The 26,222-nt window shown below is 55.7% G+C and carries 22 protein-coding genes and 3 pseudogenes; 18 read left to right on the top strand and 7 right to left on the bottom strand.

Going from position 1 to position 26,222, the window contains the following annotated elements:
* Positions 1-239: 239 nt before the first annotated feature.
* Both ABQ278_RS08210 and ABQ278_RS08205 read left to right on the top strand, forming a co-directional pair.
* Entirely contained in the window at positions 240-1,310 is a 1,071-nt protein-coding gene (locus ABQ278_RS08210; protein WP_349322050.1) for an AraC family transcriptional regulator ligand-binding domain-containing protein, read from the top strand.
* A 97-nt stretch (positions 1,311-1,407) separates the two neighbouring features.
* Entirely contained in the window at positions 1,408-1,698 is a 291-nt protein-coding gene (locus tag ABQ278_RS08205) for a hypothetical protein (protein ID WP_349322049.1), read from the top strand.
* A gap of 215 nt (positions 1,699-1,913) precedes the next feature.
* Here ABQ278_RS08205 and ABQ278_RS08200 read toward each other — a convergent pair whose 3' ends face one another.
* A complete protein-coding gene (locus ABQ278_RS08200) occupies positions 1,914-3,530 on the bottom strand; it encodes a calcium-binding protein (protein ID WP_349322048.1) in 1,617 nt (538 codons plus the stop codon).
* 614 nt (positions 3,531-4,144) lie between these two features.
* Between ABQ278_RS08200 and ABQ278_RS08195 the strand changes: the two genes are divergently transcribed.
* The 5 genes and pseudogenes from ABQ278_RS08195 to ABQ278_RS08175 all read left to right on the top strand — a co-directional run.
* On the top strand, positions 4,145-5,848 hold the full coding sequence (locus ABQ278_RS08195; RefSeq protein ID WP_349322047.1) for a type I secretion system permease/ATPase: 1,704 nt from the start codon (positions 4,145-4,147) through the stop codon (positions 5,846-5,848).
* Positions 5,835-6,002, top strand: a complete 168-nt coding sequence (locus ABQ278_RS08190) for a hypothetical protein (protein ID WP_349322046.1) — start codon at positions 5,835-5,837, stop codon at positions 6,000-6,002. The genes ABQ278_RS08195 and ABQ278_RS08190 overlap by 14 nt, the downstream gene beginning before the upstream one ends.
* A gap of 54 nt (positions 6,003-6,056) precedes the next feature.
* Positions 6,057-7,124, top strand: a complete 1,068-nt coding sequence (locus ABQ278_RS08185; protein ID WP_349322126.1) for an HlyD family type I secretion periplasmic adaptor subunit — start codon at positions 6,057-6,059, stop codon at positions 7,122-7,124.
* A gap of 375 nt (positions 7,125-7,499) precedes the next feature.
* Positions 7,500-7,610: pseudogene (locus tag ABQ278_RS08180) on the top strand (IS5/IS1182 family transposase); the annotation flags it as partial.
* 14 nt (positions 7,611-7,624) lie between these two features.
* A pseudogene (locus ABQ278_RS08175) lies at positions 7,625-7,834 on the top strand (IS110 family transposase); the annotation flags it as partial.
* Between the two features lie 834 nt (positions 7,835-8,668).
* Here ABQ278_RS08175 and ABQ278_RS08170 read toward each other — a convergent pair.
* On the bottom strand, positions 8,669-10,462 hold the full coding sequence (locus ABQ278_RS08170; RefSeq protein ID WP_349322045.1) for a glycoside hydrolase family 97 catalytic domain-containing protein: 1,794 nt from the start codon (positions 10,460-10,462) through the stop codon (positions 8,669-8,671).
* Between the two features lie 372 nt (positions 10,463-10,834).
* On the opposite strand from ABQ278_RS08170, the gene ABQ278_RS08165 reads away from it, so the two are divergent.
* Positions 10,835-11,062 carry a hypothetical protein gene (locus tag ABQ278_RS08165; protein ID WP_349322044.1) on the top strand — a complete coding sequence of 76 codons (228 nt, stop codon included), beginning with the start codon at positions 10,835-10,837 and terminating at the stop codon, positions 11,060-11,062.
* 4 nt (positions 11,063-11,066) lie between these two features.
* Entirely contained in the window at positions 11,067-11,282 is a 216-nt protein-coding gene (locus tag ABQ278_RS08160; RefSeq protein WP_349322043.1) for a hypothetical protein, read from the top strand.
* A gap of 27 nt (positions 11,283-11,309) precedes the next feature.
* Here the strand turns inward: ABQ278_RS08160 and ABQ278_RS08155 are convergent, their stop codons facing one another.
* The gene (locus ABQ278_RS08155) at positions 11,310-12,092 is read right to left on the bottom strand and encodes a hypothetical protein (RefSeq protein WP_349322042.1); all 783 of its coding nucleotides are present in this window, start codon (positions 12,090-12,092) and stop codon (positions 11,310-11,312) included.
* Positions 12,093-12,220: 128 nt separating this feature from the next.
* Between ABQ278_RS08155 and ABQ278_RS08150 the strand changes: the two genes are divergently transcribed.
* The 3 genes from ABQ278_RS08150 to ABQ278_RS08140 are packed head-to-tail and all read left to right on the top strand — an operon-like array spanning position 12,221 to position 13,522.
* Positions 12,221-12,457 (top strand): hypothetical protein, encoded by a 237-nt coding sequence (locus ABQ278_RS08150; RefSeq protein WP_349322041.1) that lies wholly within the window; start codon positions 12,221-12,223, stop codon positions 12,455-12,457.
* Positions 12,432-12,824, top strand: a complete 393-nt coding sequence (locus ABQ278_RS08145) for an LOG family protein (RefSeq protein ID WP_349322040.1) — start codon at positions 12,432-12,434, stop codon at positions 12,822-12,824. Before ABQ278_RS08150 ends, ABQ278_RS08145 begins: the two co-directional genes overlap by 26 nt.
* Positions 12,821-13,522 (top strand): VIT family protein, encoded by a 702-nt coding sequence (locus tag ABQ278_RS08140; RefSeq protein ID WP_349322039.1) that lies wholly within the window; start codon positions 12,821-12,823, stop codon positions 13,520-13,522. Before ABQ278_RS08145 ends, ABQ278_RS08140 begins: the two co-directional genes overlap by 4 nt.
* On the opposite strand, the gene gltX is transcribed toward ABQ278_RS08140, so the two are convergent.
* The gene (gene gltX, locus ABQ278_RS08135; protein WP_349322038.1) at positions 13,519-14,859 is read right to left on the bottom strand and encodes a glutamate--tRNA ligase; all 1,341 of its coding nucleotides are present in this window, start codon (positions 14,857-14,859) and stop codon (positions 13,519-13,521) included. The genes ABQ278_RS08140 and gltX overlap by 4 nt on opposite strands.
* Before the next feature lie 276 nt (positions 14,860-15,135).
* On the opposite strand from gltX, the gene ABQ278_RS08130 reads away from it, so the two are divergent.
* Positions 15,136-17,277, top strand: a complete 2,142-nt coding sequence (locus ABQ278_RS08130) for an EAL domain-containing protein (RefSeq protein ID WP_349322037.1) — start codon at positions 15,136-15,138, stop codon at positions 17,275-17,277.
* A 47-nt stretch (positions 17,278-17,324) separates the two neighbouring features.
* Here the strand turns inward: ABQ278_RS08130 and dksA are convergent, their stop codons facing one another.
* Complete coding sequence (gene dksA / locus ABQ278_RS08125) at positions 17,325-17,744, bottom strand: RNA polymerase-binding protein DksA (protein ID WP_349322036.1); 420 nt, start codon at positions 17,742-17,744, stop codon at positions 17,325-17,327.
* 213 nt (positions 17,745-17,957) lie between these two features.
* Complete coding sequence (locus ABQ278_RS08120) at positions 17,958-18,383, bottom strand: flagellar assembly protein FliX (RefSeq protein ID WP_349322035.1); 426 nt, start codon at positions 18,381-18,383, stop codon at positions 17,958-17,960.
* Positions 18,384-18,745: 362 nt separating this feature from the next.
* On the opposite strand from ABQ278_RS08120, the gene ABQ278_RS08115 reads away from it, so the two are divergent.
* From ABQ278_RS08115 to ABQ278_RS08100, 4 genes are all read left to right on the top strand, one after another.
* Positions 18,746-19,804, top strand: a complete 1,059-nt coding sequence (locus tag ABQ278_RS08115) for a flagellar basal body P-ring protein FlgI (RefSeq protein WP_349322125.1) — start codon at positions 18,746-18,748, stop codon at positions 19,802-19,804.
* Complete coding sequence (locus ABQ278_RS08110; protein ID WP_349322034.1) at positions 19,804-20,154, top strand: rod-binding protein; 351 nt, start codon at positions 19,804-19,806, stop codon at positions 20,152-20,154. The genes ABQ278_RS08115 and ABQ278_RS08110 overlap by 1 nt, the downstream gene beginning before the upstream one ends.
* On the top strand, positions 20,154-20,594 hold the full coding sequence (locus tag ABQ278_RS08105) for a flagellar basal-body protein FlbY (RefSeq protein ID WP_349322033.1): 441 nt from the start codon (positions 20,154-20,156) through the stop codon (positions 20,592-20,594). The genes ABQ278_RS08110 and ABQ278_RS08105 overlap by 1 nt, the downstream gene beginning before the upstream one ends.
* Positions 20,595-20,694: 100 nt before the next feature.
* Complete coding sequence (locus ABQ278_RS08100) at positions 20,695-21,966, top strand: Tad domain-containing protein (protein ID WP_349322032.1); 1,272 nt, start codon at positions 20,695-20,697, stop codon at positions 21,964-21,966.
* Positions 21,967-21,968: 2 nt separating this feature from the next.
* Here the strand turns inward: ABQ278_RS08100 and ABQ278_RS08095 are convergent, their stop codons facing one another.
* A complete protein-coding gene (locus ABQ278_RS08095; protein ID WP_349322031.1) occupies positions 21,969-23,030 on the bottom strand; it encodes a hypothetical protein in 1,062 nt (353 codons plus the stop codon).
* A gap of 238 nt (positions 23,031-23,268) precedes the next feature.
* Here ABQ278_RS08095 and uvrA point away from each other — a divergent pair.
* A pseudogene (gene uvrA, locus ABQ278_RS08090) lies at positions 23,269-26,212 on the top strand (excinuclease ABC subunit UvrA).
* Positions 26,213-26,222 lie beyond the last annotated feature (10 nt).

Genomic DNA, 26,222 nt, shown 5'->3' with positions numbered 1-26,222 from the left:
CTCAATGCGAGATAGAAGGATGGATGGCATCTACCCTTTCGATCACGCCTAAAGAGAGCGCCGCCTTGATAATCGGTTGGGCTCACGGGGAGCGAGGGGACAGACCGTGGCACCTGATCGCCACGTCTTGTGTCGGTAGACAAGCACCGTTAACTGTAACACTTGGCGTGCCTCTGTGAAGAGATGCGATTGTCAAGTTGTAGCCTGATGGTTTTGTTCAAAATTAATCGGACTGAAAAGTGCTCGAAAAATCCTATATAAGATCGGCGGCGCTGTCGGGTTTCGTCGACATCATTCCGACAGCCGACGCCTTTGAAAAGCTAATGGTGACGGCGAAGTTGGCCTCCAATGCGCCGACGGACTTGGACCATTTCATATCTAATCGCGCCATTGGCATGATGCTTGAAAAAGCAGCCTTAGATTTTCAGCGGCCCACATTAGGAATGGACTGGGCGCATTGCGTTTCAGAGCATCTGCCCAATCTCGGTCCCGTCGCCCTCATGATCCATCACCACGAAACCGTCGGTCAATGGCTCAAGTTTCTCGCAATGTACTGGAAACTTCACACGAACGGCTATCGCCTCGATGTCATAGAGGCGTCCGCCAGCAAGCAAGTGATTATAAGACTCACGTCGAGTTCAGCTATCGCGACTTCGCGCCAATATTGCGAGCATAAGCTGAAGCTCATTTACAGGGCAATACGGTTGGCTGCTGCCCCTGAAACAATCAGCGCAGACTGGGTTGCTTTCGATCACCCGGCACCAAAAGACCATTCCCGACATGAGAGGTACTTTGGTGAGACCATCCGGTTTGGCCAGGCCTATTTGGGGCTGGCATTTAAAGATACCCTTCTCAAGATGCGTATTAAGCGTGACCCACTGTTATCTCAGGAATGGATGCGCAGTAATATTCAAAGTCGTTTATCCCCGAGCCACGCTTATGATTATTCTATAAAAGTGAATGTTGAAAAAGCGATATGTTTCCTGATGGGCGCGGGGCGGACGGATGCCCCTTTTATAGCCAACTGCCTCGGATTAAGCGCGAAGGCCCTACAACGGCGCCTCGCGGAAGAAGGTGTTTGCTACTCAGGCATACTGGAAGATGTTCGCTCGACCATGGCCCGTCGCTTACTCTCTGATTCGCAAGCATCAATCGGTGCTGTTGCGAATTATCTTGGTTACTCCACCACAGCGCCTTTTAGTACGGCCTTCCGGAGATGGAATAACATGTCTCCCGTCGAATTTAGAAAGACGCACGATCCCAAAGTATTAAAATTCCCTACCTCCGACCGGCTTACCTTTAGGGGTTAGGGCCAGGAAATTTACAATGCAGGACAGCGGCGCGGGGGTTAAGATTTCGCTAATAAATGTGTCGGATTGAAAATGCATCGTGTGAATGGAGTTCAGAATGAGCTTAAATATTTCTTCAGCCGCGAGTGCACAGGCATTTTTATCGTCTTACCTTCGCAGTCACTCTGAGACCGAAAGTGGTGCTGATAAAATCCAGATCGCAAAAGTTCAAAAGCTCATGGCGGAGCAGGATACGAAGAGTGAGGCATGGGCTGACCGTGCCGTGGAACTTGCGCGCGAGATTCCCCTAAACTCGTCAACACCAACTAGTGACATCTCGACCAATAATAAAACTGCACCCTCAATTAATAAATATAGTCCAGGCGACTTTATTTCTACTTTAGTTTAGAATGGATCGAAAACAACAGTAGTTAACTGACACAGTGATACTATAATCACAGTCCAACTTAATAATCACATATTATGTATTGCGACGAGCGGGGTTTCAGCCCCAAAAAAAAACGTCTTCTAGCCATATACACGACGAGGCTCCAGGAGGTCCTTTCGAACTCGTCGTGCAGTAGAACAATATTCAGAAAAGCTTCCTAAACCTCGGGGACCATCTTAAACAAAGCTGAAATAGTCCTGATAGTTAAACGATCCGTCGGTGAGATCAGCATAGATGGATTGGCCGTGTTCGATTTGAATCTCCCACTGACCGCCGGCGCTGGCGCCATTATTGTCCCCCTTGATCGAGAGTGTGTCGGCGATACCATCCTTGTTGGTGTCGATGAGTGAGGCGTGATCCTGGAACCAGGTCGTGACGAATTGCTGACGTAGTTGAGCATCCTGAAGATTCCAGTTCGGGATGAAATCGGCGAAGCGGATCATATCCTGGCCGGCGGTGAAGTCGGAAATGACCTTGACACCTTCATCCACGTTAAAGGCGGCTGTGCCTTTCACCCAGTCCACCGTGACCTTTCCGCCCATGATGAAGACGTCTCTTCCTTCGCCGCCGGAAAGTTTGTCATTGCCAGTGCCCGCATAGAGATAGTCATTGCCGACACCGCCGTTCAGGGTGTCGTTTCCGGCTCCACCCCATAGCTGGTCACTACCTTCACCGCCGTTGAGAAGATCGTTACCGTTGTCGCCATAGAGATTATCATTGCCTTTGCCGCCGTTCAGGGTGTCGTGGCCTTCACCTCCAATCAAGGAGTTGGACGCCTTGGTCCCTTCAAGGGTGTCGTTACCTGCGAAGCCATAAAGTTTGACGCCCTTGTCTCCAAAATCATGTCCGCTCATGATGTTGTCGGCACTGTCACCGTGCACGACCTTGACCGTTTCACGTAGAAAGTCGCTTGCTTTAAGATCAGCCAGATTGTCAAATGTAATAGTCATTCCGGTATCGGCGGTATTGCTGAGGTTCTGAACTTTCAAAATGAGTTCACTGGCGCCATTGACGACAGAAACACTCAGGTCGAACTTCAGGTGATCACCGCCCAATGATGTGAACTCACCCGTTAGGGCTGACGCGTTGCTGGCCTTAATTTCAAACCCCGGCAAGTTCATCTCGTACGGATATTTGCCGTTATCCCCCACAAGCGCGTCCGCTGCAGCAAGCACTTTGGACACGTCCGTGTCCGCCATCCGCTCGAACAGCGAGCGAAGGTCCAACTTGTCAGTGCCGCTCTTAAAATCGGTAATTGTATCTTTGCCAAATTCGGCACCTAGGTTCAGGTTGCGATCGGCGTTGTTGAGCCAGTACTGGAAATAGTCCGTGCCGGTGCCGCCGGTCAGGGTGTCGTTGCCGGAACCGCCGTTGAGCCAGTCATTCCCCGCTCCGCCGTCGATGCGATCGTTGCCGGTTCCGCCCCATGTCAGGTCGTTGCCTTCGCCAGCATCAATTACGTCATCGCCGGCGTCACCGTAGAGGTAGTCGTTGCCCGTACCGCCGAACAACCAGTCCTGGTCATTACCGCCGTAAAGGATGTCGTTGCCTTCGCCACCAACCAGAATGTCGTTGCCAGCTTCGCCATAGAGAATGTCATTGCCCGCCCCGCCGTTGACAACATCATTTCCGTTACCGGCCCACACACGATCATTACCGTCGCCGGCGTCGATCGTATCAGCGCCGGCGCTGCCCTTAATGAAATCATCATTCGTGGTTGTGGGCGCAGCCCCCACAACCGTGACCTGTGACCCCGTTACAGTGGATACATTTACATTTAACTGGATAGACATGGTTGCCCTCCTTTGAGCATGACGCCGGAATTGGCGCACCCAATTAAGTGCAAGTATAATGCCCACGCATAATGGATAATACTGATTAACTCACAATTTTACACAACAAACTCCAAGCAACATAATTTATTTTAAATTCTCGTATTTGGAGTATTTATCATTAAAGAATATATTATTTTATATCTTAAATTAAGAATATGCGCAAAATTGGCGGTTTACGTATTTTTAATAAATATTAATACAATATTAACGGAAATAAAGGTTGTGTTTCATTTTGGAAATGAAAAATATACTACCCGTTTCACTTTGAGAACTTAACAAGTTATTTACCAAAAAGGCACTTTGCAAGAATTAACCTTTCATTTTTATGCCAGTCACGTAAGACTTTGAAATAGCAACTTATTATGAGGCCCGCTGTCTAAAATGGCTGCCTTTTGGTTAACTGAGCATGTTCAACCGAATTTTGCATGAAAATTGCTGCCAGACTCACACATCCTTAGTGGAGTCATCAAATGATAGTCACAGAGCAAAAACATCCCTCATGGGGGACGGCCGTAGTTAGTCGTTGGGGCAACCGAGGCTTTAGCGGACACGACAAGGCTCCCACACCGCCATTGGCGCTGACCGCCTTCGATCTGTTGGCCGAAGATTTGAAAAGACATCTGCTAGCGGCAGGCGCATTTAGCGGCTTGCTCAACATCCTGATGTTCTCAGGCGCACTCTTTATGATTCAGGTCTATGATCGCGTGCTGCCGGGACACAGCCTGGCGACCCTTCAAGCCCTGGTGGTAGCGATTGTCATGGTCTATGGCCTGATCGCAGCGCTTGAATTTATCCGAGCTCGCGTTTTTACGTATATCGGCCAACATGTCCACGAAACGTTACGTTCGGGCGCATTTTCAGCCAACCTCACGACCGCGCTTCAAGGGCGCCCGGGGGAAGGGGCCGTAGTGATGAGGGACCTCGATCAGGTCCGCAATTTCCTGAGCGGGAATGGACCGGTTACGTTTTTTGATTTGCCCTGGACGCCCGTCTTCCTGATTTTGCTATTTGTTCTGCATCCACTCCTGGGGGCACTTTGTGCGGGGGGCATGTTTCTCCTGGTCGCCCTGACCTTGTTGGCAAATCGCTCAACCGGCAAATATCAGCTTCTACTCACCCGCCACAGCAATGAGGCCGCAGCCTTGGCTGAAGCGTGTCGTCGTGGCGCCGGGACGATCGTGCCGTTAGGTATGGCGACCTTCCTTCGTCAGCACTGGAATACCCATTGCGCCGTAGCCGCTGCAACTCACCTTAACCAAACCAATGCGGCGGGGCTTTACACAGCCTTATCCAAGTTTGTACGCCTCAGTCTTCAATCCCTTGTGTTAGCCACGGGTGCCTATCTGGTCATCTCTGGAAAGGCCAGCGGGGGCGTTATGATGGCATCGTCGATACTGGTTGGACGGGCTTTGGCCCCAATCGAGCAGGCAATAGGCCACTGGAAGCAGTGGATTTCGACGAAAGAGGCCTATGCACGACTGAAGAGCCGCAGCGGACAGGCCATTACACCGCCACAGGTGGCCCTACCCTTACCCGCCGCAGACATGACCGTTCGCGGGCTTCGCGCTGCCGTGAACGCGGATCGCCCTCTATTGCTCAATGGCGTCAGCTTCCAACTCCATGCTGGCGATATGCTGGCCGTTGTGGGGCCAAGCGGTGCCGGCAAATCCACACTGATCAAATCTCTGGTGGGCGCCCTCCCCCACATAGGCGGAGACGTGCGCTTTGATGGCGCGTCTCTGGACCAATGGGGAGAACGCGAACAACAACGGATAATTGGATATTTGCCACAGGACGTTGATTTGTTTTCAGGTACAATCGCCCAAAATATCGCCCGTTTTAATCCAGAGGCGACATCATCGTCGGTGCTCAAGGCCGCATCTCTCGCCGGGCTTGGCGAATGGATACGCACTCTTGACAAAGGCTTTGAAACGGAAATCGGAAACGGTGGGTTTGATCTGTCGGGCGGCCAAAAGCAGCGCATCGCTCTGGCCCGCGCCCTTTACGGGGATCCTTTTGTATTAATCCTGGACGAGCCGAACTCAGCCCTGGATGGGTACGGCGAACAGGCGCTCATCCGGGCAATATCCGCTGTGCGATCGCGCGGGGGCATTGCGATCGTCTCGGGACATCGGCAGAGCATCCTTCAAACCGCAACGAAAACACTCGCACTGTCCGCTGGCCAGGTTGCCCGCTATGGCCCTACAGCCGACGTCTTCAGCCCTCCCCCCCTTACCTCCGTCGCCACGCAGGAGTTTGACAATGTCCGAGCATAGTTTGAGCCATCTTGAACGCCAGACCCGTATTGGTCTTGGCTTCACACTTGTCGTCGCGTTAAGTCTTTTGTCCTGGGCTGCTTTTGCTCAAATATCCGGCGCAGTGATCGCTCCAGGCCAGGTTACGGTTGAAGGTAGCGTGAAACAGATTTAGCATAAGGAAGGGGGCCTCATAAAGAACATCCTTGTCGCTGAAGGGGATCACGTGATGAAAGGACAGGTACTGGTGCGCCTCGATGCAACCCAGGCGGGGGCGAATGATACAATCGTCCTCAACCAGCTAGCAGATTTGATTTTACGGAAATCCCGCCTGGAAGCTGAATTGTCCAACCGCCCCTGGCCGGATGCGGGTGTGGCCCCCCCCACAACGCCCGTAGAGCAACACCGTCTCGATGTTGAAACCGACCTCTACCGATCTCGCCAGGCACTCAAGTCGCAAAAGGGCCAAGTACTGGTCGCCCAGATCAGACAAGCGGACCAAGCCGTCGAAGGTATAGCGGCTCAACAGTCGTCCTTGAAACGCCAATACGATCTGATCCGGTCCGAACTGGATGCGGTCCGAAAATTAAATGCGCAGGGATATGCGCCTATTACGCGCGTCAACCAGTATGAGCGTCAAGTGGAAGATCTGACAGCTCAACAGGCGAGTAACGCGAGCCGCATAGCACAATACAAAACCCAGGCCAGTGCCCTTCAGGTCCAGATTTTGCAGATCGGTTCAGAAGGGCAAGCGGATTCCGCCCGCGAACTCAAGGAAGTCGATGCGAAAATCGCTCAACTGGCGCAGGAGCAACGCCTCACCGGAGACATACGTGACCGGGTCGAGATCAGGGCACCAGCCTCTGGCCGCATTCTTGGCCTGAAGGTCCACACGCCGGGCGGCGTTATCGGCGCTGGTGACATTATCATGCAAATGGTTCCCGACCTGGATAATTTGATCGTGGAAGCGCGCGTAGATCCCCGCCATATTGATCAGGTACGCCGAGACGCAGTGGCTCATATCCGTTTTTCCGCATTCTCAGGACCATCGACACCGGAGGCCTCCGCAACCGTTCAAACCTTGGCACCCGATGTCATGATTAATGAAAAAACGGGAGAAGCCTATTATCTGGTGAGGCTCGCCATGGCCCCCGACAGCTTGCCGGACATAATTCGTGCCAAGCTCATGGCGGGCATGCCTGTTGAGGTGAATATAGAGACCAACCGCCGTAGCGCAATTACCTATCTTCTAAAGCCTTTGACGGATCAGTTTCGGCGGGCCTTCAAGGAAGCTTAGTATCGTGAAAGCAAGGGGTTTAGCGTTGCCAACTAACATTGCTCGCCTACAGGGTAAATCCCGGCAAAGGTACGTATTGTGCCATAGGATTTAGTCTCCCCACTTGAGGCTTTCGGGCTGTAAATCCGTCAACTTAGAGAGATTGCGTTCTGGAGAATTTCCAGTGCCTCACTGCGGCGCGACAACCAGGATGAGAATGCCTGGACTTGCCCTGAAAAAATGGAGAGCGACTCCCGGTTTAGCGGCCATTCTGAGAGGCGTGGCCTCGAACTGAATGGGGCTTTGATAACCTAACAGGGTGTTGAAGAAGTCGCTTGCGGCGCGACTGTCGGCATGATTCACTTGGTCCATGCTTAGGTTCGAGGACGTGCTACGCGTGGTTCAGACAGTCGGAGTGGTTCTCTATTTTCCTATGTCGACATAGAGGCTCGTGTCCGCCGCGATCATCCGCTGCAGATGATCCGCGAACTGTCAGATGCGGCTCTTGAGACGCAGATCAGCATTTAAGAGGGTTGCTTTATGAGGCAGCATCCGTGATCTTGACGCGCAGCACCATCGATAGCGGGTTGCGTCGATGGGGTCTTCAGCTTCGGGAACAGATCGGGTTCAAGCGAGCTGCGGTGGCCGTCGCACGGAAACTGACAATGATAATGCATGCGATGCTGAAGAACGGGGAGTTTTTCGACCGAAAGGCAGGCATAGCGTTATGACTTATAGAGGTAGCGTTCATACCCTGAACGTCTGAGACGTCCCTGCAGGAATCCACAGGCTGATCCATTCCGTTGATGGAGTTGCATCGCTAGGTTAGCGAAGTGCGTCGTCCACATTGGAAGACTCTTCCCGTGAAGCTCCATCATGCGGCGCCTAATGTCGACCGCGAAGACAACCATGCACCCGGCCGACGACATATCAAACTAAAGCGGATTGACACCCACCTCGCGATTAGACAACTCCATCAGTTTTAGGTGATAATCAACACTCGGAGATCCCCGTTAGACACCGACTATCTAATAGGTGGCCGGTATTCTAAAATCACCATAATATATCCAATACTGCACAATATTGCGCTCATTTCTCGAATTTTAGGATAAACAACCAACTGTATGATAACACCTTTTAGGACTTCGAACCAGAATTTAAAAATATTTTGGGGGTCACACTGGGGGTCTTTATTTATACTACAATTTACTTTTCAATTATGAAACAGCCACTTACCCACACTTAGAGGCTCCTGTTCGAGCCAGCTTGGCATTTAACAACGCCAACGTGCGCTGCACTTCTCCGTTACAATTTCAAATTTTAACAGTTCGGCATTCGATGAAGTGAAGATAACATTCCTATGCCGCCTTATGGGCATTGGATATGAGCCGACATTGGAGCCAACAACTAAAAGGGGGGGAGACTGGTTGATTTGACATCTCCCTAAGTCATATCGCCGTTTGTTTTTTACGGCGTTTACAGTATTCAGACGATTACAAAGATCCGCGATCTCTGCAACAGCGCTGATATATCAATAAGGGCAAGTGAACCGGCTACAGGCGCTCCTACTTAGCTTCTTTGCGAACACGAGCGATGAAGCCGCCACGTGAGCGCATGGTCAGCCTGATAAGCTGATCAGATGCCACCGGTCTTTCCAGACGCTTATAGGCATCCGGCTTATCCGGATCATCGTCAAGTTCAACCATATGCCACGTCCCCTTTTTCAGGAACCCCAGGCTTAGTTCCATGTCACGCGCCTCGCCGTTATTGATAGCCGCGATGAACCAGTTGCTACCGCTGCGTCTGGCCATGATAGCGACCTTACCCGGTTCACTGCCAGGCAGGACGATCGTTTCATCCCACGTGGCGGGCACAGCCTTTAACAGGTCAAGCCCAGGGTTTGACAGATAGGTTTGCGGGTGCCCGCCCATCGACAGATACGGCGACGTAAACATGACCATCTGGGCCAGTTCGTGTGCCCAGCTATTGCCCTGCAGTTCCTTGGTTTCAAAAACGGTCGGCGTGTAATCCCCGGGGCCTGCCACATAGCGGGTGAACGGCAGAATTGTGTCGTGGTCCGCCGTAAGTTTGCGCTGATATCGCGTGATGTGCCACTCATGGCCGCGCACCCCCTCGCGTGTCAGAACATTCGGCCATGTCCGCTCCGTGCCTGTCGGCTTGGAGGCTCCGTGAAAATTAACCATCAAATGCTCGGCCGCGGCGTCACGCGCTGTGTCGGCATACCAGTTGGACCATTCCCTATTGGTGGGCGCCGGAAAATCAACCTTGACTCCTGCCACGCCAATGTCGGCAAAGCGTTTGAACAAGGCTTTGCGTATCGCCGGGGTCGATACATCCTGACTATGAACCCAGACCCAGATGCCAACGCCTTGTTGACGGGCATACTGAACCGTATCCACTAGGGACGGCCACGGCGTGGTCCATTTGGCCCAGCCATCATCAATCAGGTAGTAATCAAAACCGAGCTGGTGCGTCCAGTCGACCCATTGATGCTGATCGTTTTCGAGAGGATCGCCAATTGCCAACCATTGCCATGATGAGCGCCCAGGACGAATCCATTTGGCCTCCGCCAACTCCGCCGAAGGGGGAGGATTGAGGTTTTGCACAAGAGTTGAATTGACCAGCCCTGTCAGGTCGCGGGCAATGATCGTCACGCGCCAGGGCTGGATCACCGCCTGGTCTGTTGACCAGCCATTGGGATCGGCATAGAGGCGCGTGGCCAGCGTCCCCTCTTTGGTCAAATGGACAGAACTGTCGCCATAGTCGACAACCGCCGCTTCGCTCAAGTTCACCCAAAATCCGCTGACCTTGGCCGTCAATGGCAGACCGTAGGCTTTGTCGCTAAGCTTGGTTAAGGTCGTTTCTGCATAGGTATTTTCATATTCAGGTCCAAATTCTGTCGCCCAGATCTTGGGATCAGGTTCAGCCAGGTTCCAGCCCGATCCATCGGCTTCAACCTTTCGACCGGCAAGGGCCGGTACTCTCAGCCGCACGGCGACACCATCATTAGCGACATGGACATCGGCCTCAAACGCCACCCCATTGGACGATAGAAAAAGCTTCGCCGTATTGGCATGGTTGTCAGCCCAGGCCTTGCCGCCATGGAAGGGGTAACGCTCCGCCACCTTCCCGCGGTGCGTTTTATTGATGGATACCCCCGCCCCAAGGTCAATCCCGTTCGTATTCATACCCAGTGGGGATGGATCGAGGATGGATTTGCCGTCCATCGACACGCGATAGGCCAAGACTCCGCCTTCGTCACTTATGACCGCTGTGACTTTTCCATCCGGACTGAGCACACGCACCGGCTGGGCCTGAACTGCGAAACCAGCGAACATCAAGGTCACCAATCCCAATACCAGGGATACTAACTTTTTGATTTGAAACCTGATCACTAATTTTGCGCCTTATGAAACCAACAAAAAATCAATTGTATGACATTTTACAACCCAAAAACAGGTCTAATTTGCGCTGCATCGGCATTTAAGAGATCTCCTCCAACAGCGCATCGAATTGGGCTTCCCAATCGGCCAAAACCTCTATGGCCGGGCATGACTGTGAGGTTGAAACCTTAGCCGTAAGAAAGCCTCCATAAACATCACAACAGCAGGCTACCCTCGCCCTTTTTACAATAGCCAAGGGACTGGCCTATATTTTCCTTACCGCCCAAGAGCGCATGTTGAACGCGTTATTTCAATGCGAGTCCTGCCATGCCCCGCACAATCACCTCCCGAAATATAGACTATCGCAGCGATGGCCGCGAGCACGTCATCTTCGAGACCATCGTCATTGTTATGGCCCTGATCATGATCATTTCCGGCTTTTCTCTCTATGTTGGCAAGGCTTTTGCAGCCACCGGGGACACACAGCTCCATACGATCCTGACCGGGACATCCGCGCCTGTAACCGATAGACCCTTCAGCCTTGCAGAGATCTAAGATCATGTCCTCCGCCTATGCCGTACGTACAAGCTCTTCCACGCCCTATGCCTTGATGGCCTTCTTTGCCCTCATCAGCTTGGCTATCCTGGCCGCGACAGCCATGGTCCAGATGAAAGCCGCCGAGGCGCTACAGGCAGAAGCCGCTGAACGCTATATGCCGGTGGATGAAGATATGCCCGTCACCGACGCGGTGGTGGAAACACAAACCGATATTTGACATTTCGCGTTCAAGAAATACGGATGGCTAAAAAACAAGCGTTGTCTGCATACCGCCGCCCGGTAGCTTCCACGCGACCCGCCACCCCTCTCCCACCCGGCTTATGGCGTCTTCATTACCGGCCGGGAGAACGTCGGTGAAATCGCGTTTTATCTGCTTTTCACCGACCACCAATGTCAGGCTGTTGGGCGTCTCGGTTTTTAGCGGAGGCTCGATTTGCGTCGTCGCGTTGTAATAGCCACGATCATCGCTGGTGGTGCGCCAGATGTCGCCGTTCAGAATCACCTCAACCGCGGCAGAAGGCGTTACGCGACCACTGATCGCAAGAGCGCCTGCCGCATCATAATCCAGCACCGCCACCTCGGTATCATCGTTGAACAGGGCCAGACTCGGCGATCCCGCCCGCATCAATACGGCCTTTTGCGGCGCCAGCGGCGGAATGAACAGGCGTCCTTCGGCGTACATCAGCCGACCACCATCTTCGGTCGAGAGGTCATAAAGGCCGCCTTGCGGTCCGGCCGGAAGTTCGGCGCGGAAACGCCCCTTGGAGTCCGAAGTGACGCCAATGGCGCGGTTGCCGTCATAGCCGAAGCGCACGCGGGCATCGGGAATCGTCTGACCGGTGACCACAAACATATTGGAACCGGCCTGAGCTACCTCGATGATCTGCGGGGCGCGCGAATAGCCGGCGGCGCGCATGGCGTCGGGCGCTTCGGGCAAGGCCGGCTTGCCATTGCAGCCCGCAAGCGTCGTCAACGCTACCATAGCGGTAAACGACAAAAGGCGGTGCAAATCAGTTACGTGTCTCATGGTCGATATCTTTTTCACGCCCTAGACCTAACCGCTTTTCACGAGCGCGAATAGAGGGTTAGATATGTCATGACGCAGGTTTATAAGATTAAAGTGAGTCGCGCTCCCTAACCGAGATTGAAGCCAACATGCCCCTGACCAAAAACGAAATCCGTTCCGTCTGTGTGTTTTGCGGATCGGCCTTCGGCAAAGACCCAGCCTATAAACAGGCGGCCCACGATCTGGGGCAAATTCTGGCAGGCGCCGCCATGCGCCTGGTTTATGGCGGCGGCGGCGTGGGGCTTATGGGCGAAACCGCCCGCAGCGTGCACGAGTTCAGGCGGCAAGGTGCTGGGTATCATGCCCAAATTCCTGCAGAACCGTGAAGCCATCGTCGATGGAGTGGACACGCGCATCGTGTCGAATATGCACGAACGCAAGATGATGATGTTCGAGGAATCGGATGCTTTCGTCGTCATGCCCGGCGGCGTCGGCACGCTTGAAGAGGTCATCGAACTGATGTCGTGGCGTCGGCTCGATCTGCACAAGAAGCCGGTCATCTTTCTCAATATCAATCACTATTGGGAGCCTTTCTTTGCGCTGATCCGGCATACCGAAGCGGAGGCCTTCACCCCTGCTGTTTTCCTCGACACCTTTTTCAGCGTGGATACGGTCGAAGAGGTATTGCCAGCCATAGCCCGCGCTGGTCTGCACACGGTGGATATCGATACGCGGCGGAGAGTTCTGACATGACACGATCTCACAAGGCTTCGGAGCGGCACTATATCTCACGCATCGGCTGGCTAAGAGCCGCAGTGCTCGGCGCCAATGACGGGATTATCTCGACCGCCAGCCTGATTGTCGGGATCGCCGCTAGCCCCGCGGACAAGAGCGCGATCCTGTTGACAGGCGTAGCGGCTCTTGTGGCGGGCTCACTGTCGATGGCGGCGGGCGAATATGTCTCCGTCAGTTCGCAGGCCGATACCGAAGCTGCCGATATCGCCCGCGAAACTCAGGAATTGCAAGACTTTCCGGAAGCCGAGATCGAGGAACTGACGCAGATCTATGTTGGCCGGGGTCTCGAAGCGCCGCTCGCCCGTCAGGTGGCCGAGCAGTTGATGAAGACCGACGCCCTGAAAGCCCATGCCCGCGACGAACTAGGCTTCTCCGAACACACCGAGGCCAAGCCCATTCAGGCGGCCCTGACCTCGGCCATCACCTTCGCCTCGGGCGCCATCCTGCCGCTTCTGGCCATGTGGGTTAGCCCGCGCCCGCTCATCGTATGGATCGTCGCGACATGCGCCATTCTCTTTCTCGGCCTTTTGGGCGCTCTGGGCGCTGTGGCCGGCGGATCAAACATGGGGAAGGCTGTTTTCCGCGTTACCTTCTGGGGCGCAATCGCTCTGGGCGTTACTGCCGGCATTGGCAAACTGTTCGGCGCCGTGATCTAGCCCTTCAAGCGTTGCGCGATCTTGTCACGGCCGATCAGGAAGCTCAGCGCCCCCATATCCGGACCGTGGTCCATACCTGTCAGGGCCTGGCGCAACGGCATGAACAGGGCCTTGCCCTTGGCGCCGGTGGCTTCCTTGATGGCGCCCGACCAGGCGGACCAGCTCTCGCGGCCATAATCGGCCGGCAGAAGTTCCAGCGCCTTGGCGGCAAAGGCAGCGTCCTCGATCTTCGGCGTGATGTCACCACCGACGATCTGGGCCCACTCGGTCACCTCGTTGAACTTGTGCAGGTTCATGCGGATGGTGTCCCAGAAGAGTTCTCCGAGATCGGCGTTCAGGGCTTTGAGCCGCGGCTTGGCCTCGGTATAGCTCATGGCCTGCAGCACGCCGGCATTGAGGCGCATCAGGTCATCAAAATCATAACGTGCCGGCGCTCGCCCCATCTTGCCGAAGTCCTGACCTTTGGCCAGCGCGGCCAGAGACGGCGCGGCTTCCAATGCATCGGAGGTGCCGATCTTGGCGAGGTGCGAGGTGATGGCCAGAGGCTCGATGCCATCTTCGCGCATCTGCGAAATCGACATGGAACCGAGGCGCTTGGAAAGTCCCTCACCGTCAGCGCCGACCAGCAGCGGCATGTGGGCGAAAATAGGCAGCGGCGCGTTACCGAAGAAGGCGGAAAGCGCTTCGAAAATCTCGATCTGCGTGCCGGTATTGGCGACGTGATCCTCGCCGCGAATGACATGGCTGATCTTCATGTCGATATCATCCACCACCGACGGCAGAGTATAGAGGAAGGCGCCGTCTTCGCGGATCAGCACAGGGTCGGACATCGAGGTGGTGTCGACTTCGCAATGCCCGCGCACCAGGTCTTCCCAGGCGACGCGCTTGCCTTCCAGCTTGAAGCGCCAGTGCGGCTTACGGCCTTCAGCTTCAAAGGCGGCGATCTCTTCAGCGGTCAGGGTGAGCGCAGCGCGGTCATAAATCGGCGGCAGGCCGCGCGACAACTGCACCTTACGGCGACGATCCAGTTCGTCAGCGGTTTCGTAGCACGGATAAAGACGGCCATCGGCTTTTAGCTGGTCAGCGCATTTTTGATAGATGTCGAAGCGCTTCGATTGATTGTAGCGCTCACCCCAGACCAAACCGAGCCAGGCCAGGTCGGTCTCGATCAGGTCTTCGTTTTCCTTGGTCGAGCGTTCCAGATCGGTATCGTCGATACGCAGGACGAAGACGCCCTGTTTCTTCTGTGCGAACAGCCAGTTAACGAGCGCGGCGCGAACATTGCCGGCGTGGATGCGGCCGGTGGGCGAAGGAGCGAAGCGAACCTTGACGGTCATAGATACGGTCTCTGATAAAAGCCTGAAATTCAAGCCCCTCCCATACGCCGCCCGATCCGCTTTGGGAAGGGGCGGAATGGAAAAGGCGCCAGGGTCCGGATGTGAATACCACCCAACTCTTGACTTAGCTCCCTAGAAAAACCCTTTAACGATCCGGATAAGAATAATAATCTTTTGTGACATCAAGCGACAATTAAGCACTTACCTTTAGAACTGACCACAAGACGCCAAAATCGCGTCCGTTGCGTCTTTAGTGAAGAAATCAGGCTTAAGTCTATGCAGACGTCGTTGTGCATTTCCGATATCACCGACCGGATCGACCCGGTGGCCGTTCATTGCAATAACTCCACCCTCTATGAAGCCTTCCGTGACGATCATGACCTGATGGTGGTGGCTGTGGTCGATGCTGATGGCCAGGTGCTCGGTTTGATCGAACGCCACGCCTTCAACCTGACCATGGCTTCAGAATATGGCCGCGCCCTCTATGGCAACAAGCCCGTTACTTCGGTGATGGACAAGAGACCGCTGCTGGTTGATGTCACCACGCCCCTGCGCGATTTCACCAGCAAGACCTTGACGGAACGCCCGTCTGAACTGATGCGCGGCTTTATCGCCACCTCGGATGGCCGTTATGCCGGCGTCGGCACCTCGCTTTCCGTACTCAGGGCCATCAGCGGCGATCTCCAGCAATCACTGGGGCGCCAACAGGAAATGACCAACGACCTGATCAGGCTGAGTGGTGAATCCCAGCGCCACCAGACCTTCCTCAACATGGTCATTCAAAATATCCCAGCTATGGTGCTGGTCAAAAACGCCTCTGACCAAAAGATCGTCCTGCTTAACAGCGCTGGCGAAAAAATGCTCGGCGTCACGCATGAGGCCGTTATGGGCCAGACAAGCGCGGATATCATGGCCGCCGAACGCGCCGCGCTTTACAACACCTATGACCAGATGGCGCTCAACAGCCAGGAAGCCATTGTTCTCAAGGAAGAGCATATCACCGACGCCCATGGCCGCCAGCGCATTATTCAGTTCAAGAAGACCGTCCTGCGCACGCTCTCTGGCGAAGCGGACTCCATCCTGACGCTCGGCATCGACCTGACCGAACAGAAACAGGCCGAGGCGCGCATCGCTCATCTGGCGCATTACGACCCTCTGACCGGCCTGGCCAATCGCGCTCTCTTCAGCCGCGAAATGGACGCAGCCCTTAGCCGTGTGCAGCGGCTTGATCGCAAGGTCGCCCTGCTCTGCCTCGATCTCGATCGCTTCAAAGCGGTCAACGATTCCTACGGCCACCTCACAGGTGACCAGTTGCTGACCGAGGTCGCCGAGCGGCTGCGCGGCTGCGTACGCAAAGGCGATGTCATCGCACGCATGGGCGGCGATGAATTCGCTATCATCCAGGATATTGACGTGCCCCAGGATGCCCAGCATCTGGCGGCTCGCATCGTCGAGGCGATGAAACTGCCGATCGTGATCAATGATACGGCGCTCGAAGTGGGGGCGAGCATCGGCATTGCCATGGCGCCGACGGATGGCATGGACGCCAACAATCTGTTGTCGCGCGCCGATCTGGCCATGTATCGCGTCAAGGCGGAAGGCCGCAACGGCTGGCGCTTCTATCGTCCGGAAATGGATGCACAGTTGCAAAGCCGCATCGAGATGGAACATGACCTCAAGCAAGCCCTGGCTGATAACGAGTTCCAGCTCTTTTACCAACCCCTGCTCAATCTCGACTCCAACCGCATCGTCTCGTTCGAGGCGCTGTTGCGCTGGCACCATCCGGTTCGTGGCATGGTATCGCCAGCCGAATTTATCCCGGTGGCCGAAGACTGCGGCCTGATCGGGCAACTGGGTGAATGGGTCCTCAATCAAGCTACCCGCACCGCCGCTTTATGGCCGGAATCCTGGCGCGTAGCTGTCAATATCTCCCCCCTGCAATTCCGGCACAAGTCATTGGTTAGCCTGGTTAAAAAGGCGCTTAAGGTCTCCGGCCTGTCGCCTAAGCGCCTGGAACTCGAAATCACCGAAAGCGTCATTTTGGAAGACGAGACGCACAATCTCGCCATCCTGAACGCCATCCGGGCCATGGGCGTTCGCATCGCCATGGATGACTTCGGCACCGGCTACTCATCCTTAAGCTACCTGCGCACCTTCCCGTTCGACAAAATCAAGATTGATCAGTCCTTCGTGCGCGACCTGCCGCACGACAAAAACGCTCTGTCGATTGTTCGCGCCATCACCGATATGGCGCAGTCGCTCGGCGTGCTGATAACCGCTGAAGGTGTTGAGACCGAGGCGCAGATGCAAGCCCTGAAAGCGCTCAATTGCGGTGAAGCCCAAGGCTACCTGATCGGTCGACCAGCGCCGGATATCAGTGCCTATGTTCAGCCGCTGACGGTCCTCTACGGCACATGAAAAAAGCGCCGGATCACACCGGCGCTTTTCATTTTCCATTTTCTGGCTCAGTCATCCCGGTGGACGCGCTCGGAACGTTCGTGGCGTTCCTGAGCTTCGATGGAGAGTGTCGCCGTCGGGCGCGCCTCAAGACGGCCGAGGCCGATCGGTTCACCGGTCTCTTCGCAGAAGCCGTAGGAACCATCGTCAATGCGCGAAATGGCCTCGTCGATCTTGCTGATCAGCTTGCGCTGACGATCGCGCGTGCGCAGTTCGAGGGCGCGGTCGGATTCCGACGAGGCGCGATCGACCAGATCCGGATGGTTTTCCGTCTCTTTCTGCATGATGTTGACGGTTTCCTTGGCGCCTTTCAGAATTTCTTCTTTCCAGGCGTTCAGCTTGCCGCGGAAATAGGCGAGTTGGCGGGAATTCATATACTCTTCGCCATCGGTCGGGCGATAGGGCTCTGTTACTTGGATGGCAGACATAAGATTACACCCCTGATGAACGACGCTGGTCAATATGTCCTGACGCTGAACACAGCTGGACATAAAAACCCTAGACAGCAAAAACGATACCAGTCGACAGTCGCTCATCCCCGCCGGGCGCGACTGTGCGATGGCGGGCTTATAATGCGGGAATATGAACCTGTGAAGCGGTTTTAAGTGAATGGTTCGTAAATCGCTGGAAGCGGTGCAGCGTTACATCAAACGGCGCTTGGCCAGCTCGACGCAGGCGCGGGTTTCGATCTCATTGAGCACGCCTTGCAGCCTGTCATCTTCGATGTCCTCACGGTGCTCGGCGATGCGTGACTGCAAGCGCAGCAAGGCTTCGTCATCGAGATCTCCTGAAAGTACACTGATTCTGATATCATCGAGCGCATCGAGGATATCATGCGAACGCTTCATCTGGCGGCGTCGGCGGCCGGTCAGCACGTCCTCCTCGCCCTGGAGCGCCAGAAGTGCATCCATGCCCATCATGCCGAAGGTAGCAGAGGTTTGTGCCGTCGCGGCAGATTTCTGCGCGCCCGTGCTGCCGGAAAGCGAGAAGCCAGAACCGGCCTTTTTGGCGCCGCTGGCAGGTGCGGCGACGGAAGCGCCGGTCGTCGGATTAATTCTGAACGTCATGATAGACCTACGGGGACGAAATGCCCCTCACCCTTATGCATTTTGTAAGAAATGCCGTCTAGCTTCTCTTCATCCGCGCCGATCAGAATGACCGATAGCGGAAACCGGCTTTTGCCAGTTGTAACGACACGGTCATTATTGCCGCCTACGGGTAAGCGAAGCCTTAACGCCCCGGCATAATTTTCCGCCTCGCTTCACGTTCGCAAAACGCTCCTAACAAGTGACTGACTCTCAAGGCGAATTTAATCCACTGAGGGTGGCACGTTATTCGCAGACCTATCCGGCAGTTATGGTTAACGGGTAATTTTATGCTGATCAGGAATTTGAAAGCTGCTTTTTGCGCCACGGCCCTCGCCGCCGCGATGCTGTGCGGCCATGCCGAGGCCGGCTCCCGCATCAAGGACATCGTCGATGTCGAGGGTGTCCGCACCAACCAGCTCGTCGGCTATGGCATCGTTGTGGGCTTAAGCGGTACCGGCGATACGGTCCGCAACTCGCCCATGCTGAAGCAATCCATGGAAAGCATGATGGAGCGGATGGGCGTCAATGTCCGTGACGCCAGCCTTAACACCAAGAACGCCGCCGCCGTCATGGTCACCGCCGAACTGACGCCGTTTGGCGCCGCCGGCTCACGCATTGACGTTACCGTATCGGCCATGGGCGACGCCAAGAGCCTGCTTGGCGGCACCCTGCTGGTCACCCCTCTGCTCGGCGCCGATGGCGAAGCCTACGCCGTAGCGCAAGGCACCGTCCAGACCGGTTCGGTCTCGGCCGGCGGAGCGTCAGGCTCTTCGGTCACCAAGGGCGTGCCCACCGCCGGGCGCATCGCTTCCGGTGGCACAATTGAGCGCGAAACCGCCTTCGACTTCAACTCCATGCCCTTCCTGCGCCTGACCTTGCACAATCCCGATTTCGCCACCGCCAAGCGCATCGCCGACACCATCATATCGCGATATCCCGGCACGGCCATCGCCCAGAATCCTTCTATCGTCGCCATCAAGCCGCCCGCTGGCACCTCGATGATGGACTTCATCACCATGGTCGAGCCGATGAACGTCGAGGTCGATACCCCTGCCAAGGTAATCATTGATGAAGTCAACGGCGTTATCGTCATGGGCGAGAACGTCCGCATCTCGCGCGTCGCCATCGCTCAGGGCAACCTGACCATCCGCGTCGACGAGCGTCCTGATATCAGTCAACCGGCGCCGTTCAGCCAGGGCCAGACTGCGGCCATCCCCAACAGCAATGTCAGCATCGATGAGGAAAAGGGCAAACAACTGCTCCAGCTCGGCGGCGGATCATCGCTTGCCGATCTGGTCGCAGGCCTGAATGCCCTGGGGGTCACACCTCGCGACATGATCGCCATCCTGCAATCGATCAAGGCATCCGGTGCCCTGCAAGCCGATATTGAGGTCATGTAATGGACAGTTCCGCTCTCCTCACTTTACAAGCCGCCCAGACCCAGACGCAATCGGCCCAGCAGAGCCGCATCAGCAGCGCCATGGCGTCCACAGGCACGAAAAATAACGCCAAGCTAGGCCTCGACTTCGAGACCATGTGCCTGACCAATTTGCTGACGCCAATGTTCGAAGGTCTGAAATCTGACGGCCCATTCGGTGGCGGCGAAGGCGAGGAAGCGATGAAATCCTTTTATATCGGCGCCATCGCCAAGGAAATGGCGCTGCGCGGCGGCGTCGGCATATCCGACATGATGCAGAAGCAACTGCTCAAAACCCAGGAAATGGGCCAAAAAATGGGAGTGTCCGCCTGATGGCCCTTTCCGCCGCCAGCCCTTCTGATCGCGCCACGCAACTGATCGCCCTGACCATCCGTCTCGGCGAACGCCTGGTGGGTGAAACCGCCTGTCTTGAAGCGCACCGCCCTCAGGATATCTACGAAGGTATCGAGGAAACGCGCAACCTGTCGAACCTCTATCGTCACGAATTGATGCGGATCAAGTCAGACCCAAGCCTGCTGAATGGTCTGACCGCCAATGAAAAGAAGGCGCTGCGCGAGGCCACCGAACTGTTCCAGGAACGCCTGCATCGCTATGAACTGGCGGTGACCGCCGCCAAGACAGTGACCGAGGGCATTATCAGCGCCGTAGCCGAAGATCTGAGCGCCCGCCGCACGCAAAACTCGCCCTATGGCGCTCGCGGCCGCAGGGTGGTGACCGGCCCGCAATCGTTTAACTTCGGCAAAAATGCCTGACAAGACCGCGCTCTTTGGCATTTACCAAATCTTTTAAGCCGCGCTTTACGATCATAATGCATTAAATTACCCCACGTTCAAAGCATGTGGGGGCTTTATTGTGGATCCGGAAACCACCTCAGACCGAGCTCGGGGCTTCTTTTCAGGTTTTCTGAAAAACCTCAAAGGCAATGTCTCTCTGACCTTTGGCCTTTCCTTTGTCTTCATCGTGACGGCTATCGGGGGCGCGCTCGACCTTCACCGCGCCTCTTCAGCGCGTCATGATCTTCAGGATGCTGTTGATTCGGCTGTTTTAGCAGGCGTTCAGGTGCCGGCTGGACAAATGAAAGTTGTGGCCAGCACTACCTTTACGCACAATATTGATGCTTCCAATGCTGCTCAGGCCAGTCAGGGATACTCCAGCTCGGCCAGTTCATCCTCGACCTCCTCCACGAATATCGTGACGACGAGCCTGAATGGCACGGCCAAACTCAACAGTAAGAACTATGTGCTGCAACTGGTCGGCTTGCAAAGCATACCCGTCACGGCCAGTTCGACAGCTAAGGCCGTGGTCACCGAAACCAAAACCGCCACGCCCTGCATCTATGTGCTCGATCCCACCGGCAGTCAGGCCCTGCTGGTCAACAGTGGCGCCAGGATATCGGCGCCAAATTGCGAGATCGACGTCAAGACCTTAGGTAAACCTGCCGGCATGTTCAATTCAGGAAGCAGCCTCACTTTCAAAAAAGTCTGCATGGAAGGCAGTCAGGTCACGCAGAATTCCACAACCGTCGCCAATCTGTCGCTAAACTGCACCAATCAGGCTGATCCTTATGCCGGCAAAATGCCGACGCCGGCGTCCAGCACCTGCAACTTCTCCAACGGCAACTACAACGATTCCACCGTCAATCTGACGCCCGGCGTTTATTGCGGCTGGTTCAATTTCAACAATGGTTCGGCCAAGGTCAATTTCGCCCCAGGCGTCTATATTATCAAGAATGGCGGCTGGAACGTCAACGGCGGCACCTGGACCGGCAATGGCGTCACCTTCTATTTCGCCGATACCTCAAAGATCCAGTTCAACAGCGGCATCTCGGCTACCCTTTCAGCGCCAACTTCAGGCACCTACAAGGATCTGCTGTTTTATGAAGCCGCCGGGCTGTCCAAGTCAGACTTCATCTTCAACAACTCGGTCGCCAACAAGCTGACCGGCGTCATCTGGCTGCCCTCTCGCACCGTAACCTGGAATGCGGCATCCGGCGTGGCCAGCGATTCCCTGACCATGGTCGTGTGGCGTCTGATCCTGAACAATACGACCTGGTCGCTCAATCCGCTCTCAACAGGCACGACGGCAACGGGCGCCAAGACGGTTAGCGTATTGCTGGTGAAATAGCCTCACTTTGGCCCGATCGCGCTTTTTGGATCGGGATCAATACCGTTCATCATGCGCTGCGCCTTCGGATCTGAATAGGCCCCCTTCTTTAAGCCATCATCCCTAGGGCCCTTGTTGCTCGGCATCTTAACCACTCTGTCCCAGTAATCCGAGTTTTCAGGCTTACTCTTGTAATTTTTCTTCGCCACGGCCGCCTGGAAATCTTTATCAGGCTTGGGTCCCAGCGCACGCTGGCTGGCGAGATCCGTCATCTGGCAATCAGCAGGTATTGGCTTGCCGGCCTTTTGCGTGGCGACGCACCAGTCATGGTTTTGCAGGGATTGCGTCACCTGACCACGCCCCCCCTTGAGGCCCGTGCCGTCTATACCGCCCAGCGGCAATTGCACGGTCCCGATGCGCCCCCCCTCGGATGCCGCCGCCTGGCCTGTCGGGGCCAACCCCGAAGGCTGAACCTTCTGCAAGGCCGGTATATTGACGGAATCCACGGCGTGCAGATTGAGATCGGTCAATTGAGTCGCCGTGTCCTTTTTGGCCGCCTCGATCTCCTCCTGCGTTTTCTTTTTCACCGTGGCCCCGATGTTCGGACGGGCCGGCACATCCGCCACCGTTTTCGGTGCGGTCATGTCGAGCGGCTTGTCGTTGGGTATCTGGATGGTGATCGGCTTGACGACCTGGGGCTGAACCACCGGCTGTGGCGCGACGACAGCCGGCGCCGGCTCTGACTTTTGCGGCGTTTCATCGACCTGCTGCGGCGTATCCTGCGGCTCGGCCTCGTGCGGTGTCACGACCGGCTCGATAACCGGAACGGGTTCGGGCTCCGGCAGGGGCGGCACATTCCAAAGCTCGATCAGTACAGGCGCATCATCGATAATGGCCAGATCAGTGTCCCAGACACCGAGACGCGAACTGAGCAAGGCCCATAACAAAAGAGCATGAAGACCAAGTGCCAAGACCACGGCGCCCGTCAGACGGGTGCGCCGACTGGTGCGGGCTGTCAATATCGCCAGCGACAACTCGACGCTGTCGCTTATACGATGCCTTAAACGTTTAACGATGACCGGCATATAACAGCCCCCTTCATCCTGACCCTGATCAATAAATCAGGCCTTACTGTGTTCTTAAGGTTGATGACGCGTCAAAAACATCTGCTGACACATCCTGACAGTTAGTCACCATAGCTAAAGAACCGATATGTATTGCGGCGCAAAACCCTAATGTTGCTAAAATGTTCTTGAAGCCCTCTGGCAAATCACGGCAAAACTTCTATATAGTCCTCTTGTTCAAATTTCGGGATATGCGCGTATGGCGAAGCACTTCGATCAGGATTTCATCAAGGTTCGCGGCGCCAGAGAGCATAACCTCAAGGGCGTGGACGTTGATATCCCCCGTGGTCAACTGGTGGTGCTCACCGGCCTTTCCGGTTCAGGCAAATCTTCCCTTGCGTTTGATACCATCTACGCTGAAGGCCAGAGACGGTACGTCGAATCGCTGTCGGCCTATGCCCGTCAGTTCCTCGAACTCATGTCGAAGCCAGATGTCGACCTGATCGAAGGGCTGTCGCCGGCCATTTCGATAGAACAAAAAACGACCTCGAAGAACCCGCGCTCGACCGTCGGCACCGTCACCGAAATCCATGACTATATGCGCTTGTTGTGGGCGCGCGTCGGTATCCCCTATTCGCCTGCCACCGGTTTGCCGATCGAGAGCCAGACCATTTCGCAGATGGTCGACAAGATCATGGCCCTGCCGGAAGGTACGCGCCTGCTGCTTCTGGCGCCATTCGTGCGCGGTCGTAAGGGCGAGTACAAGAAGGAAATCGCCGACCTTCAGCGTCAGGGATTCCAGAGACTTAAGATTAACGGCGAATACTATCCAATTGAAGATGCACCAAAATTAGATAAAAAGTTCAAGCATGACATCGACGTCGTTATCGACCGCGTCATCGTCAAATCCGGCATAATGGCGCGTCTCGCCGACTCGCTGGAAACCGCGCTGAAACTGGCGGATGGCCTGGCGATCTCTGAATATGCCGATATGGAAGACGGCGAAACCGAACCGAAGCGCATCATCTTCTCGGAAAAATTCGCCTGTCCGGTCTCCGGCTTTACCATCACCGAGATCGAGCCGCGCCTGTTCTCCTTCAACAACCCCTACGGCGCCTGCCCGACCTGCGATGGCTTGGGCGTCAAGCTCGCCTTCGACAAGGAGATGATCGTCGCCGATCCGAAGCTCTCCCTGACCGGCGGCGCCATAGCTCCGTGGTCGAAAGGCCCGTCGCCGCTCTATGCCCAGACCCTGCAGGCGCTCAGCCTGCACTACGGCTTCAAGATGGACACGCCGTGGAACAAGCTGAGCGAAGAAGTGCAGACCGTCATCCTGCAAGGCTCAGGCAGCCAGAAGATCAAGTTCACATACGAAGACGGCAACCGACGTTACGACGTCACCAAGGTCTTTGAAGGCGTCATTCCCAATATGGACCGGCGCTGGCGTGAAACCGATTCGTCATGGGTGCGCGAAGATCTGGCGCGTTATCAGTCGGAAACACCATGCGAGGCCTGCGGTGGCGCACGCCTCAAGCCGGAAGCCCTGGCCGTCAAGATCGACGCCAAAAACATTTCGCAAATTTCAGGCTTGTCGATCCGCAAGGCGCACGAATGGTTCTCCACCGTCGAAGACAAGCTGACGCCGCAATCACAGGAGATTGCCCGCAGAATTCTGAAAGAAATCAGAGACCGGCTGCGTTTTCTTAATGATGTGGGTCTGGATTATCTCAACCTGTCGCGCAATTCCGGCACTCTGTCCGGCGGCGAAAGCCAGCGCATCCGCCTGGCCTCGCAGATCGGCTCCGGCCTGACCGGCGTGCTCTATGTGCTTGACGAACCGTCCATCGGCCTGCACCAGCGCGACAATGACCGCCTGCTCGTCAGCCTCAAGGGCCTTCGCGATCTCGGCAATTCGGTGCTGGTGGTCGAGCACGACGAAGACGCGATCCTGCAAGCCGATTATGTCATCGACATGGGCCCCGCCGCCGGCGTGCATGGCGGCCAGATCATCGCGCAGGGCCTGCCCGAAGAGATCAAGGCCAATCCGAACTCCCTCACCGGCCAATACCTGACCGGCAAGAAGGAAATCCCGCTTTTCTATGGCGAAGGTCATAATGATCAGCGCCGGCCAATCAACAAGAAGAAGATGCTGAAGGTAATCGGCGCCCGCGGCAACAACCTGAAAAACGTCACCGGCGAAATCCCGGTCGGCGTGATGACCTGCATCACCGGTGTCTCAGGTGGCGGCAAGTCGACCTTCACGCTGGAAACGCTCTACAAGGCCGCCGCCCGCCGGCTCAACAATGCCTCTGCCCACCCGGCCCCACATGACAAGATTGAAGGACTGGAGTTTTTCGACAAGATCGTTGAGATCGACCAGTCGCCCATCGGCCGCACCCCGCGATCCAACCCGGCCACCTATACCGGTGCGTTCGGTCCTATCCGGGACTGGTATTGCGGTCTGCCGGAATCGAAGGCGCGCGGCTATGGCCCGGGCCGCTTCTCCTTCAACGTCAAGGGCGGGCGCTGCGAAGCCTGTTCGGGCGATGGCCTGATCAAGATCGAAATGCACTTCCTGCCCGATGTCTACGTCACCTGTGATGTCTGCAAGGGCAAGCGCTACAACCGCGAAACCCTCGATATTTCGTTCAAGGGCCACTCCATCGCCGACGTGCTGGACATGACGGTCGAGGAAGGCGCCGAGGTCTTTAAGGCCGTGCCCACCATCCGCGACAAGCTGGAAACCCTCAAGCGCGTTGGGCTTGGCTATATCAAGATCGGCCAGCAGGCGACCACGCTGTCCGGCGGCGAGGCCCAGCGCGTCAAATTATCGAAAGAGCTTTCCAAGCGCGCCACCGGCAAGACGCTGTATATTCTCGATGAGCCGACCACCGGCCTGCACTTCGAGGATACGCGCAAACTGCTGGAAGTGCTGCATGAACTGACCGATCACGGCAACACGGTCGTGGTCATCGAGCACAATCTCGACGTCATCAAGACCGCCGACTGGCTGCTCGATTTCGGTCCGGAAGGCGGCGATGGCGGCGGTGAGATCGTGGCCTTCGGTACGCCGGAAGACGTGGCGAAAAACAGCAAGAGCTGGACCGGCAAGTATCTCAAGGAGATGTTGGCCAAACACAAGCAGCGTCACCTCGAGCCGGCGCATTAGCAGGTTTTTCGCCTTACAAGCGAAGCACGCTTAACCTCCGTTAA

The sequence above is a fragment of the Asticcacaulis sp. MM231 genome (assembly GCF_964186625.1).
GTDB lineage: Bacteria > Pseudomonadota > Alphaproteobacteria > Caulobacterales > Caulobacteraceae > Asticcacaulis.
The sequence above is the reverse complement of the archived record's forward strand: the minus strand, read 5'-3'. Positions and strand labels throughout refer to the sequence as shown.

Bases quoted from the DNA above. Each gene is read 5' to 3' on its own strand.
- ABQ278_RS08205 (WP_349322049.1), top strand. From the start codon at position 1,408: ATGAGCTTAAATATTTCTTCAGCCGCGAGTGCACAGGCATTTTTATCG.
- ABQ278_RS08200 (WP_349322048.1), bottom strand. From the start codon at position 3,530: ATGTCTATCCAGTTAAATGTAAATGTATCCACTGTAACGGGGTCACAG.
- ABQ278_RS08190 (WP_349322046.1), top strand. From the start codon at position 5,835: ATGTCCGAGCATAGTTTGAGCCATCTTGAACGCCAGACCCGTATTGGT.
- ABQ278_RS08185 (WP_349322126.1), top strand. From the start codon at position 6,057: ATGAAAGGACAGGTACTGGTGCGCCTCGATGCAACCCAGGCGGGGGCG.
- ABQ278_RS08170 (WP_349322045.1), bottom strand. From the start codon at position 10,462: ATGTTCGCTGGTTTCGCAGTTCAGGCCCAGCCGGTGCGTGTGCTCAGT.
- ABQ278_RS08165 (WP_349322044.1), top strand. From the start codon at position 10,835: ATGCCCCGCACAATCACCTCCCGAAATATAGACTATCGCAGCGATGGC.
- ABQ278_RS08160 (WP_349322043.1), top strand. From the start codon at position 11,067: ATGTCCTCCGCCTATGCCGTACGTACAAGCTCTTCCACGCCCTATGCC.
- ABQ278_RS08155 (WP_349322042.1), bottom strand. From the start codon at position 12,092: ATGAGACACGTAACTGATTTGCACCGCCTTTTGTCGTTTACCGCTATG.
- ABQ278_RS08150 (WP_349322041.1), top strand. From the start codon at position 12,221: ATGCCCCTGACCAAAAACGAAATCCGTTCCGTCTGTGTGTTTTGCGGA.
- ABQ278_RS08145 (WP_349322040.1), top strand. From the start codon at position 12,432: ATGCCCAAATTCCTGCAGAACCGTGAAGCCATCGTCGATGGAGTGGAC.
- ABQ278_RS08140 (WP_349322039.1), top strand. From the start codon at position 12,821: ATGACACGATCTCACAAGGCTTCGGAGCGGCACTATATCTCACGCATC.
- gltX (WP_349322038.1), bottom strand. From the start codon at position 14,859: ATGACCGTCAAGGTTCGCTTCGCTCCTTCGCCCACCGGCCGCATCCAC.
- ABQ278_RS08130 (WP_349322037.1), top strand. From the start codon at position 15,136: ATGCAGACGTCGTTGTGCATTTCCGATATCACCGACCGGATCGACCCG.
- dksA (WP_349322036.1), bottom strand. From the start codon at position 17,744: ATGTCTGCCATCCAAGTAACAGAGCCCTATCGCCCGACCGATGGCGAA.
- ABQ278_RS08120 (WP_349322035.1), bottom strand. From the start codon at position 18,383: ATGACGTTCAGAATTAATCCGACGACCGGCGCTTCCGTCGCCGCACCT.
- ABQ278_RS08115 (WP_349322125.1), top strand. From the start codon at position 18,746: ATGCTGTGCGGCCATGCCGAGGCCGGCTCCCGCATCAAGGACATCGTC.
- ABQ278_RS08110 (WP_349322034.1), top strand. From the start codon at position 19,804: ATGGACAGTTCCGCTCTCCTCACTTTACAAGCCGCCCAGACCCAGACG.
- ABQ278_RS08105 (WP_349322033.1), top strand. From the start codon at position 20,154: ATGGCCCTTTCCGCCGCCAGCCCTTCTGATCGCGCCACGCAACTGATC.
- ABQ278_RS08095 (WP_349322031.1), bottom strand. From the start codon at position 23,030: ATGCCGGTCATCGTTAAACGTTTAAGGCATCGTATAAGCGACAGCGTC.